This is a genomic window from Flavobacterium rhamnosiphilum (assembly GCF_004349195.1).
In the GTDB taxonomy this organism is placed as follows: domain Bacteria; phylum Bacteroidota; class Bacteroidia; order Flavobacteriales; family Flavobacteriaceae; genus Flavobacterium; species Flavobacterium rhamnosiphilum.
In genome coordinates, this window is record NZ_SMLG01000008.1 from 12,666 (window position 1) to 24,170 (window position 11,505).

Sequence of the window (11,505 nt, forward strand, 5' to 3'; positions counted from 1 at the left end):
TAAATTAATGAAAACAAGAATTGGGATTTTAGGACTCGGAGGAGTGGGTGGTTATTTCGGAGGTTTATTAGCCAAAGCTTATTTTGACTCAGATACAATTGAAATCGTATGTATTGCCCGTGGCGAAACCCAAAAAGCAGTAGCTCAAAACGGATTAAAAATCATTTTAGACGAAAGTGAAATGACTGTTTTTCCGAATTTGGTTTCTAACAATCCAAACGAAATTGGGAAACTCGATTACCTTATTTGCGCCACTAAAACCTATGATATTGAAAGTAGTTTTGAATCCATAAAAAACTGCATTGCGCCAAACACGATAATCTTGCCTTTATATAATGGTGTCGATGCCACGGAACGCATACAAATAGCATTTCCTGAAAATGTTGTTTTGCAAGGTTGCGTGTATATTGTTTCGATGATTGTTGCTCCGGGAATTATCAAGAAAATTGGCCCTTACGAAAAACTATTCTTTGGTTCTAAAAATGCTCCGGTTTCTAAATTGAAGGAATTGCAATCCATTTTCGAAAATGCAAGTATCGAAAGTTATCTTGTAGAAAATAGTGAAGAAACAGTTTGGGAGAAGTTCATTTTTATTTCCGCTCTGGCTTCAGCAACTTCGTATTTGAACCAAAACATTGGAGGGATTTTAAATAATCCTGAAAATAAAGCAGTTTATATTTCATTGTTAAACGAGATTACTGCTGTCGCTTCCGCAAAAGGGTTAGCGTTGCCAAATGACATTGTTGCCCAAACGATTATTAAATTGGAGAAATCGCCACAAGATGCCACTTCATCGATGCACAGAGATTTGTTGGCAAATCGAAAAACAGAAGTGAATTCCTTAACAGAATATGTGGTAAAAGAAGGTTTGAAATATGGAGTTGCTACTCCAATATATAAGAAAATATTGGAGAAACTATCTTAAAAAAAATAACTAAAATTATTCTTCTTCACCATCGTTTTGGTCTGATTCATTTTCAGAATCTTCCTCCTTATTGCCTATTTCGAAGAAACTAAAAATAGAACCACCATAACTTTTTTGGAACGAAAAGTGAATCATGTGATCCAATTTGGTATATTTTGAATGCTCGATTACCATCATTCCTTCTTCATTTAGCAATTCTTTTTCGAAAATTAATAAAACAATTTTCTCGAAAGTTTTTTGGTCCAAAGCATAAGGTGGATCCGCAAAAATAATATCGTACGAAGTTTTGCATCTTTCTAAATAGGTAAAAACATCACTTTTAGTGGCTGCAATATTAAAATCATATTCGGCAGCAACTTGTTTGATGAATTTTACACAACCAAAATCACCATCAACAGAAGTAATCGGCGTGCTTCCTCTTGAGGCAAATTCGTAACTGATATTTCCGGTTCCGGCAAATAAATCTAATATTTTAAGCCCTTCGAAACTGAAATGGTTGTTCAAAACATTGAATAATGCTTCTTTAGACATATCGGTTGTGGGACGAACGGGAAGTCCTTTTGGTGGAAAAATGCGTCTTCCTTTGTATTTTCCTGAAATGATTCTCATGAGTTGAAAAGTATAAAATGATTTCTGTTTTCGGCCTCAGAAAAATAATTGTTCCATCGCAAATCTTCCACATCTATGAGGGAAACGTTGCGAATGTATTTGTAAGCGATTTTGAAATAATCACTTTCGGTATCAATATTTCCGATTAATTCCAATGGGAAGTTTTCGGGATTTAAGTTCAATTGTTCAGCCGTGAATAATATGTAATACAAGAAATCTTCCGGCGTATTGTAATCAAATGAATTGAAAAGGAGTAGTTTTTGGTTCTGAACTACAATAATTTCAAAATGACCGGCATTAATATGTACAAACATTTTTTTCTCATCCTTATTTTTGGAAGCAACCAATAATTTGGAAACCAAAATACTGTTCGCATGTTTGTAATCGAAAGTACCAAATTGGTCAATAAAAAAATTATTGATATTCACATACGGAATATAAACCGCATTCATTTGATAGTTTGGAATTTCATCAAAAGCGAAAAAATCGGTTTCAAAAACCTTGGTATTGTATTGCAAATAACTGCCTAAAAAGTTTTCATCAAATAAAGGTTCCGGTACAAAAGTAGAAAGGTTGTTGTTATGAATTATCAGAATTTCATCATAGGAATCCTTTAATTCCGAATGATCTCTAAAAGCATCAGCAAACAAATCTTCAATTTTTGTGGCTTTATGAAAGGTCTCAAAATGCACTTCGTTAAATGAAATTACGGTATTATTTAGCGTATCAAAACAACAAAAAGAAAGTCCCGTCAAGGAAACTTGAATGGAAAGTTTTTTATATTTTTTTTCGGCTATGTTCATAATACTATTGATTTTTTCAACAACGCAAACTTACAAATTTAAAAATCAATAACAATTGCAATGGCAAAATTCAATTACAAAATTCACTTGCAATGACAATAGCAATAGCAATGACAATAGCAAAATTCAATGGCAGTAATTGAAAATTGAAATTGCTATTGACATTGAAATTGAAAAAACATTCTTTACTTTGCAGTCAAATAACACGAAATGAATTCCTCCCTGTTTTATAGTCTTTTACAAAAAAAGTTTCCTTTTCAACCCACGTATAAACAGGATGTTTTTTTTCAAAAAATAGCAATTTTTTTAACCGAAACCGATAATAAAACCATCTTCGTATTAAAAGGATATGCGGGAACGGGAAAAACAACCGTGATTTCTACGATTGTAAACAGTTTATTGGACATCAATAAAAAGTATGTTTTGTTGGCGCCAACGGGTCGTGCGGCAAAAGTGATTGCTAATTATTCGAACAAACCAGCTTTTACGATTCATAAAAAAATATACTTTCCAAAGAAGTCTTCCGGTGGTGGCGTTACTTTTACGTTACAACAAAATAAACACAAGAACACGATTTTTATCGTCGATGAAGCTTCGATGATTTCGGACACTAATTCCGATTCTAAGTTATATGAAAACGGTTCCTTATTAGATGATTTGATTTCGTATGTATATTCAGGAACCAATTGCAAAATGATTTTACTGGGTGACACCGCTCAGTTGCCTCCGGTGAATTTGGATATCAGTCCAGCTTTGGATATTCGCACTTTGGGAATGAATTATGATAAGGAAGTAGAACATATTGAGTTGGACGAAGTGATGCGTCAGGAAGAAAATTCCGGGATTTTGCATAACGCCACTGAACTTCGGGAATTATTGAAGGATTCCTTTATAGATGAATTCAAATTTGACGTCAAGAAATTCAAGGATATAGTTCGATTGACCGATGGATACGATATTCAGGATGCCATCAATTTCGCCTACAGTAATTATAGTATAGAAGATACTGCCTTTATTGTTCGTTCCAATAAAAGGGCAAATCAATATAATGAGCAAATCAGAACCAAAATCCTCGATAAAGAAAGCGAACTTTCTACAGGTGATTTCCTGATGGTGGTGAAGAACAATTATTTTTGGTTAAAAGATTCTGATGAAGCGGGTTTTATTGCCAACGGTGATATTATCGAAATATTGGAAATTTTCAATATCAAAGAATTGTACGGTTTTAAGTTTGCCAAAGTAAAAATAAGAATGATTGATTATCCCAATCAGATTCCGTTTGAAACGGTATTGTTAATGGACACCATAAAAAGTGAATCACCATCTTTAACGTATGAAGAATCCAACCGATTGTATCAGGAAGTGTTGAAAGATTACGAAGGTGAAACCAAATTCCAAAAATTCCAAAAAGTGAAAGCCAACGAATATTTTAATGGTTTGCAAGTTAAATTTTCATATGCAATAACCTGTCATAAGTCCCAAGGTGGTCAATGGAATACTGTTTTTATAGAACAACCGTATTTACCGGACGGAATCAATAGAGATTACATTCGCTGGTTGTACACCGCAATGACCCGAGCAAAAAATAAATTATATTTGATTGGTTTTAAGGATGAGAATTTTGTAGAGTAAATTTCATAAACATATAAGTCATATATGCTTAACAATTAAAGTAAAATTTAAATAGCTTATATGGTTTGAAAAATTAATTTGTCTGTTTTAAACTTTTAATAGAATTGGTTATGAACACTTTAAACGACTTGCATAAAATTTCAGGTTCTTTTTCGAATACCGAAAAAATGCCGGTGCTGTTTTTAGGACACGGCAGTCCGATGAACGCAATTGAAGAAAATCAGTTTGTAACGGGTTTTCGAAATTTGGCTAAAACGTTACCACAACCGAATGCCATTTTGTGTATTTCGGCGCATTGGTTTACCAAAGGGACAAAGGTAACCGCAATGGAAATGCCACGAACGATTCACGACTTTGGAGGTTTTCCGCAAGCGTTGTTCGACGTGCAATATCCTGCGAAAGGAAGTCCCGAATTAGCATTAGAAACCAAACAATTGTTGACACCGGTAGAAGTAGAGCTGGACGAACATTGGGGCTTGGATCACGGTGCTTGGAGTGTCATCAAACATTTATATCCCGAAGCGAATGTTCCTGTGATTCAGTTGAGTATTGATTATACAAAATCCGGGCAATACCATTTTGAGTTGGCTCAGAAACTAAGTGCGTTGCGTACCAAAGGAATCTTGATTGTAGGTAGTGGAAATATTGTGCATAATTTGAGATTGGTCGATTATCATAATTTCGATAAAGACAATTACGGATACGATTGGGCAATTGAAGCAAGGGAAACGGTGAACAATTATTTAGTGGACGGGAATTTCCAGCCGTTGATTGATTTTGAAAAACAAAGCAAAGCGTTTCAATTAGCAATTCCTACGCCAGAACATTATTTACCTTTGATTTATACCTTGGGATTAAAAGGAAAATCCGAAGAACTGAGTTTGTTTAATGATAAGTTATTAGCGGGTTCGCTGAGTATGACTTCAGTGAAGATTATGTAGAGAAATAATGGGGAATAAATCTTATATTTGGGTGATTAAAAAACAAACATTTATTTATGAGTCGCTTATTATAACATCAAAAAAAGTTTAAATAAAATGGAAACCAAAGATATCTTATTTATAATTGGAATTATGGCGACCCTGGCTGTGAGTCTAGTAAATCTATATTTTACTGCCAAAAACCGAAAAAATAATTTGCGGGAACATATTTATAAAGAACAGATTAGAATTTGTACATTAATAATAAATGATTTTTATAAACTTAACCTTCATATAACTGAATTATTTGAAAATCCCGAAGTTCAAAATGATTCAGTGAATAAGTTTGAAATTATTGGTGCAATTATATATCAGCACGAACACATCCTTCCTAATAATATTGTTACACTCTCAAATGAAACTTTGTATAAAAGTGAAGGTTTTTTTGTTTCATTGAGAGAAAAAAACCAAGCAAAAACTGAAGAAGAATATAAAGAATATTTTAATAATTATTATTTGTTGGTAATTTTAATTCGAGATTATTTCGGTATTGATAGCTTATCTAAAGAAAATCAGACCCTATATAAACTTCCAAAATATTATAAAAGAATAATGGGGAAATTTTAGTAATGTTTTTTGGAAGATTGGTGTTTTTTATATTATTTATGACACCAATAAATTATTTTTTTTAATATAAATTCAATCATTTTTCCAACCTTAACTAAATTTATTATGACAACAATAGTCGAAATGCCAGAAAGTGAAGAACAAATACAAATTATTCAATTTAAGAAAAATGCAGTCGAAATTTATTTAAAGAGTGGCAAAGAAGAACTTGTTAAATATTTGGAAGAGGTAGACATTTTAAGAAAGGAAGAAAGAGTAAAAAAAATTGAATATCAAAAAAATCATAATGCTGAAAATGGAAAAGTATTTGTTCATTGTCCCAAATGCGGATATCGATTCCATTTTTTTAATATAACTGATGGCAAAATTACTGGTGGGATTAGTGGCGCTTCTGCTGGGGCAATTCTTGGGGCAAAAATAGGAATAGCAATGGGGCCTTTGGGAGCCATTGCCGGAACTATACCCGGAGCTATTTTAGGTGGTATTTTCGGTAAAAACATTGGAAATAATTTTGACAAACCAATTTGTCCTAATTGTGAAACAAAGTTTCAAGCTCCAAATAATCTACAGTCATATATTTCTGAATTTGAAATGTCTGAAATAATAGTATTCTACAAAACCATAACTGTAGATGAAATAATTGAAGAATCTAAAATAAGTGTCCAAGACACCGTTGCATTCAGAACGGCAGAAACCAATCAGAAATTGGATAAGTTCCGCAATAAGCTTTCTGGTTATAAACTTGAAATAAAAGAATAACCCCCCACCCAGCTAGCGCGAGCGTCCCGCTCGTGACCACAAACTAAATATAACTTTTTCTTTCAATAATAATTATCACTAATCTTCAGAACAAACCCCTCAAAACTACTTATTGTGAAAACACAAGACGATAAAAAATTAGATAATCCGGTTTGGTTTTCGTTATCAGAAACGCATCAAAGTTTTGCGGTAGATTATGACAGTGTAAAATTTTATCATCCGGATTATTGTCTGTTTGGTGGTTTTGAAAAAGGCAATGCGATTGTAAAGCCTATTGATGAATATTCTGCTAAAGTTGATAATTTTTTTATTGTTGGAGAAAAACCGGAACTTTCAAATCTATTGAAGTTAAATAAAGAAGTTATTTGCCTTCAAATGATTGTTTATGATGCAATCGATATTACAATTAATGATCCAATCGTAAAACTCACTGACGAACATATCGATGCTTTATATGAGTTGGTTAACTTGGTGCAACCGGGTTATTTTAAAAGAAAAACTGCTTTATTAGGCAATTATTATGGTATTTTCAAAAACGATGAACTTGTTGCTGTGACTGGTGAACGCATGCAAATGAATGATTTTGTTGAAGTAAGTGCAGTAGTCACACATCCTAATCATACCGGAAAAGGATACGCCAAACAATTAGTTATCCATACTGTAAATGAAATTTTTAACCAAAATAAAACGCCTTATTTACATGTGATTGAAGATAATAGTGGAGCAATACAACTGTACGAGAAATTAGGTTTTACAATCAGGCGAAAAATCAGTTTTTGGAATATCACGAAGTAAATTTAAGTTGAGAATTAAGAACAGTTTTTAACTTCTAAAAACATACTAACTAAGGTTGGAAAGACGGTGATTTAATTTCATTAGAATAAAAAGTACAGAAATAAACCGTATGATTTATTTTTTATACGGATATTATCCGTATATTTGAAAAAAAATACTGTGTTATGGCAACAAAAACAATTAAAATCGAAAAAGCTAGATTTGATACTAAATTGCCTATTGAACAAAAATTATTGTTCGAAAAAGCCGCACGTCTTGGCGGGTATCGCAATCTAACCGATTTTGTAATTAGTACCGTTCAAATTAAGGCAAAAGAAATTATAAGCGAAAGAGAACAAGTTTTGGCTTCTCAAAGAGATAGCGAAATTTTCTTTGAGGCCATTACGAATCCTAATACTCCAAACCAAGCACTTCAAGCAGCTGCAAATGATTTTAAAGCATTGCTTTCAGAATGAGTCAATTATCTGAAACCCTAAATTCAGGGCATAAAAAAAAGGATTTTTTTTGCGGAAAAGAGATGTTGGATGACTATTTACAAAAACAAGCCAACCAGGATATCCGTAGAAAATTATCGGCCTGTTTTGTTTTGATTGACAAGGAAACAGGTTTTATATCAGGTTATTATACTTTAGCCAATAATAGTATCTCTTTGGATTTAGTTCCTTCCGAATTACAAAAACAATTGCCAAAATCATACACCTCAATTCCAACAACCTTGATTGGTAGATTAGCTGTTGATCGGAAATTTCAAGGTAATGGTACCGGGAAACTATTATTGATTGATGCCCTTAAAAGGAGTTATGAATTATCAAAAAATATTGGTTCTTTTGCCGTAATTGTTGACCCTTTAGATGAGGATGCTGTAAATTTCTACAGCAAATATGGATTTATAACTTTGCCAGATAGTGGCAAAATGTTTTTACCAATGAAAACCATTAGTAGTTTATTTGAATAATAATAAAAGTTGTTGTTTATTAAATCGTACACTAAATTATTTTTAAATGTTTAGTAATAAAAAATAAAACTTTGCGACTTAGTTTATTTGTAGCAAATTAAAAACATAATAATGAAAATAATAGCAGTCATTCCCGCCCGTTACGCTTCGACACGATTTCCCGCTAAACTGATGCAGGATTTAGGAGGAAAAACGGTCATTTTAAGAACTTATGAAGCGGCCATAAACACGCAATTGTTTGATGATGTTTTTGTGGTAACGGATTCGGATTTAATTTATAACGAAATCGTTTCTAATGGTGGGAAAGCCATCAGGAGTATTAAGGAACACGAATCGGGGAGTGATCGAATTGCGGAAGCAGTCGAAAATCTGGACGTTGATATTGTGATTAACGTGCAGGGAGATGAACCGTTTATAGATGCGGAACCTTTGGCAAAAGTGATTGAAGTTTTTAGAAATGATTTGGATAAAAAAGTGGATTTGGCTTCTTTGATGCGCGAAATCACAAATGAAGAAGACATCAATAATCCCAACAATGTAAAAGTAGTGGTGGATCAAAACGGATTTGCATTGTATTTTTCACGTTCGGTAATTCCTTATCCAAGAGAGAAAAATGTGGGTGTTCGGTACATGCAACACATCGGGATTTATGCTTTTAGAAAACAAGCTTTATTGGATTTTTACAGTTTACCGATGCAATCTTTGGAAGCATCCGAAAAACTGGAGCAATTACGCTATCTGGAATTTGGAAAACGAATCAAAATGGTCGAAACGACTCATGTTGGAATCGGGATTGACACTCCGGAAGATTTAGAAAAAGCCAGAAAAATGTTGTGATTTATTCCAGATTTTCATGATCAAAGTAGCCTTTGGTTTTTACTTTGGTGGAAAAGAAATTCAAGAAAAGCACAACGAAAAACAGAAACAATAACGCTTGTGTAGTTACCAGGAATTTCCCTATCGTGGTTATTGGATGATAATCTCCATACCCTATGGAAGAGGAGGTTACGATGCTAAAATAAACCGCATCAAACCAATGAAAGAAAGGTCTGTTTAAGTAACTGTCAATAGAATAAAACACGGCATACGCAAATGCAATTTCTAAATAATTAAAGAAAAGCAACAACATTGATCTCTTATACGAACGTGGTTTTGAAAATAAATCAGAAGCAAAAATTAATGTTGGAATGTAAAAAACGGTTTCCAAAAAAACATAAATGAGAATCCAAATAATCCATTGATGGCTTTGCCAATGATTTACTAAAATCAATATTGGAAAAACCACTTTAAGTAAAACATAGAAATCCAAAGCTAAATCCTGGTATTCGACTCCTTTTTTGCTGGCCCAATATTTAATGTAAATTCCAGGGAAAAGTAATTGGGAAGAAGCAAGGAATAACCGCACGATTTTTTCAATTCCATTGTCTTCCTGATGATCGTTATTCCAAATGGATTGAATATTTTGTATCCGTTTTTGAATGGGATTAAATTTGGGTTGAAAACCCTTTGACGTTTTCCCAAGAAGCAGTTTTTTTAAAATTTTTTTCATTCCAGCAGAGTATTAAATAACGCTATGTAAGAGTACAAAATAATTGTGTTGCTTTAAGACTATTGGATTGCGAATTTTCAGAAAGAATATTTACGGTTCATTATTTAATTCAATTTTTCGATTACGATCAATTCATTATGAACTTCAACTCTTGGAATGGTTTTTATTTGAAATTGATTTTTGTAAAATTCGGAGACGTATTTTTTATTTCTTACATTTTGACTTTCATTCAATAGCATTGTATTAAAAAGAATAAAACCATTACTTTTCAAAAGAGAGCAAATTCTATTGATGAAAAAAGTTTCAAATAGAAAATTAGGCATTGTTGTGTCTTGAAAAATATCAATAATAATTAAATCGTATTTGGTTTTTGTTTTTAAAACAAATTCGAAGGCATCATCAATTACAATTTCAAGATTTTTCACTTCCTCCAATTTAAAATACGTATTGGCTATTTTAATTATTTCCGGGTCAATTTCTACTCCGGTAATTTTTCCTTTGTATTTTATTTCATCAACCAATGTTTTTATAACGCTTCCGCCGGCAACTCCCAAAACTAAAATATGATTCATTGGGACTATTTTTTCATAACCAATGTTTTTTAATCCTAATCTTAAAATGCGTTGCAAACTGCCATACGAATAATTTGTATTTTCAGAATCTAAAACCAATTCACCATTTGCCCAAGTCACCTCTATTGATTTACTCAACGAAGATTTGGTTTCATAAATTTTTATTGGAATTAGATAACTGAATATTTTTTTAATCATTGGTGGCAGTTTTACTCAAAAATAAGATATAAATTATTTATTTTGTACTAAATAAGAAAGAATGAAGAAACAATTTTACAAATGGATATTTTTCAGGCTCATGGGTTGGAAAATAGTTGGGACTATTGATGCGGATATCAAAAAATGTGTCATGATGGTGATGCCGCATACGAGTAACCATGATTTTTATTTGGGGATTTTTACCAGAGGAATTACAGGATTAGAAATGAATTGGGTGGGTAAAAAAGAATTGTTCCGTTTTCCTTTTGGATTTTATTTCAAATATATGGGTGGAGAACCATTGGATCGCTCAGGAGGTTTGAACAAAGTTGATTCTATTGCGGCTATTTTTCAAAGAAAAGAAGTTTTTCGTCTGGCAGTTGCACCTGAGGGAACCCGTAAAAAAGTGGGCGAACTAAAAACGGGATTTTATTATATTGCCTTGAAAGCAAATGTTCCTATAATTCCTGTTGCATTTGATTTTGGTAAAAAAGAAGTCAATCTTGGAAAGCCTTTAATGCCAACGGGGGATATAGAAGCGGATCTTATTATTTTGAAAAAGCATTATGTAGGTGTAGAAGGAAAAATTCCTGAAAACGGATATAAATTATAAATTGAGTTTATTTCAGTTTTTAGGTTTAAATTTTTTTAGACCGTTTTTAATTAAAAACGGTCTAATTTTTAATTAGGATTAAAAACTTTAAATGTACCATCTTTATAAAAGAATACAATTTTTTCCACGTCGCTTGAAATGGAATCTTTTATGGTATTTTGATTTTCTGCTTTTTTTGTTTCCAATGAATTTCTATTTATTGGATTTTGTATTTCTGAGAATAAATTCTCAGGAATTATTTCAGTATTCGATGGAGTAGGAATATTTTGTTTTACAGCTTGCTCAACGCTGTTTTCTGTTTTATCAAACTGCTCCGAATTTTTTGGAAAATTTCCTTTTCCGTTCAAAATCCAATACAAATCCACATCGGGAAAAACCTCTAATATTTTAAGGATAAAATCCAAGCTGGGTTTGTTTCTTCCTGAAAGTAGGTGAGACAAACTGGAACGCTGTACGCCAATTTTATCCGCAAAAGAAGAAGCATTCAAACTGTAGTAATCCAGTATAATTTCTAATCTTTTTATAAAATCTTCTATGTTTACCATTGT

At 32.5% G+C, this 11,505-nt stretch carries 15 protein-coding genes; 10 read left to right on the forward strand and 5 right to left on the reverse strand.

What is annotated here, in order from left to right:
- Positions 1-7: 7 nt before the first annotated feature.
- Positions 8-925: a ketopantoate reductase family protein gene (locus E0I26_RS11110; RefSeq protein ID WP_131916551.1), complete on the forward strand. Its 918-nt coding sequence runs from the start codon at positions 8-10 to the stop codon at positions 923-925.
- A 15-nt stretch (positions 926-940) separates the two neighbouring features.
- On the opposite strand, the gene E0I26_RS11115 is transcribed toward E0I26_RS11110, so the two are convergent.
- Both E0I26_RS11115 and E0I26_RS11120 read right to left on the reverse strand, forming a co-directional pair.
- On the reverse strand, positions 941-1,534 hold the full coding sequence (locus E0I26_RS11115) for an RsmD family RNA methyltransferase (protein WP_131916552.1): 594 nt from the start codon (positions 1,532-1,534) through the stop codon (positions 941-943).
- Entirely contained in the window at positions 1,531-2,337 is an 807-nt protein-coding gene (locus E0I26_RS11120; protein ID WP_131916553.1) for a DUF3822 family protein, read from the reverse strand. Before E0I26_RS11120 ends, E0I26_RS11115 begins: the two co-directional genes overlap by 4 nt.
- A gap of 210 nt (positions 2,338-2,547) precedes the next feature.
- Here E0I26_RS11120 and E0I26_RS11125 point away from each other — a divergent pair, with 210 nt between their 5' ends.
- The 8 genes from E0I26_RS11125 (at position 2,548) to kdsB (ending at position 8,862) form a co-directional block, all read left to right on the forward strand.
- A complete protein-coding gene (locus E0I26_RS11125; RefSeq protein WP_131916554.1) occupies positions 2,548-3,969 on the forward strand; it encodes an ATP-dependent DNA helicase in 1,422 nt (473 codons plus the stop codon).
- A gap of 110 nt (positions 3,970-4,079) precedes the next feature.
- On the forward strand, positions 4,080-4,910 hold the full coding sequence (gene ygiD / locus E0I26_RS11130; RefSeq protein WP_131916555.1) for a 4,5-DOPA-extradiol-dioxygenase: 831 nt from the start codon (positions 4,080-4,082) through the stop codon (positions 4,908-4,910).
- Between the two features lie 96 nt (positions 4,911-5,006).
- Entirely contained in the window at positions 5,007-5,516 is a 510-nt protein-coding gene (locus tag E0I26_RS11135) for a hypothetical protein (protein WP_131916556.1), read from the forward strand.
- A 123-nt stretch (positions 5,517-5,639) separates the two neighbouring features.
- Positions 5,640-6,275, forward strand: coding sequence for a hypothetical protein (locus tag E0I26_RS11140; RefSeq protein ID WP_131916557.1), 636 nt, complete (start codon positions 5,640-5,642; stop codon positions 6,273-6,275).
- 114 nt (positions 6,276-6,389) lie between these two features.
- Positions 6,390-7,070, forward strand: coding sequence for a GNAT family N-acetyltransferase (locus E0I26_RS11145; protein ID WP_131916558.1), 681 nt, complete (start codon positions 6,390-6,392; stop codon positions 7,068-7,070).
- Positions 7,071-7,234: 164 nt separating this feature from the next.
- A complete protein-coding gene (locus tag E0I26_RS11150) occupies positions 7,235-7,525 on the forward strand; it encodes a type II toxin-antitoxin system TacA family antitoxin (protein WP_131916559.1) in 291 nt (96 codons plus the stop codon).
- Positions 7,522-8,025 carry a GNAT family N-acetyltransferase gene (locus E0I26_RS11155; protein WP_131916560.1) on the forward strand — a complete coding sequence of 168 codons (504 nt, stop codon included), beginning with the start codon at positions 7,522-7,524 and terminating at the stop codon, positions 8,023-8,025. Before E0I26_RS11150 ends, E0I26_RS11155 begins: the two co-directional genes overlap by 4 nt.
- A gap of 111 nt (positions 8,026-8,136) precedes the next feature.
- Positions 8,137-8,862, forward strand: a complete 726-nt coding sequence (gene kdsB, locus E0I26_RS11160; RefSeq protein ID WP_131916561.1) for a 3-deoxy-manno-octulosonate cytidylyltransferase — start codon at positions 8,137-8,139, stop codon at positions 8,860-8,862.
- 1 nt (position 8,863) lies between these two features.
- Here the strand turns inward: kdsB and E0I26_RS11165 are convergent, their stop codons facing one another.
- Together E0I26_RS11165 and E0I26_RS11170 are read right to left on the reverse strand one after the other, a co-directional pair.
- Positions 8,864-9,574 (reverse strand): potassium channel family protein, encoded by a 711-nt coding sequence (locus tag E0I26_RS11165; RefSeq protein ID WP_131916562.1) that lies wholly within the window; start codon positions 9,572-9,574, stop codon positions 8,864-8,866.
- 104 nt (positions 9,575-9,678) lie between these two features.
- Positions 9,679-10,344 (reverse strand): spermidine synthase, encoded by a 666-nt coding sequence (locus tag E0I26_RS11170; RefSeq protein ID WP_131916563.1) that lies wholly within the window; start codon positions 10,342-10,344, stop codon positions 9,679-9,681.
- Positions 10,345-10,405: 61 nt separating this feature from the next.
- Here E0I26_RS11170 and E0I26_RS11175 point away from each other — a divergent pair, with 61 nt between their 5' ends.
- Positions 10,406-10,957 carry a 1-acyl-sn-glycerol-3-phosphate acyltransferase gene (locus E0I26_RS11175; protein WP_131916564.1) on the forward strand — a complete coding sequence of 184 codons (552 nt, stop codon included), beginning with the start codon at positions 10,406-10,408 and terminating at the stop codon, positions 10,955-10,957.
- 68 nt (positions 10,958-11,025) lie between these two features.
- Here E0I26_RS11175 and E0I26_RS11180 read toward each other — a convergent pair whose 3' ends face one another.
- Entirely contained in the window at positions 11,026-11,502 is a 477-nt protein-coding gene (locus tag E0I26_RS11180; protein WP_131916565.1) for a helix-turn-helix domain-containing protein, read from the reverse strand.
- Positions 11,503-11,505: the final 3 nt, after the last annotated feature.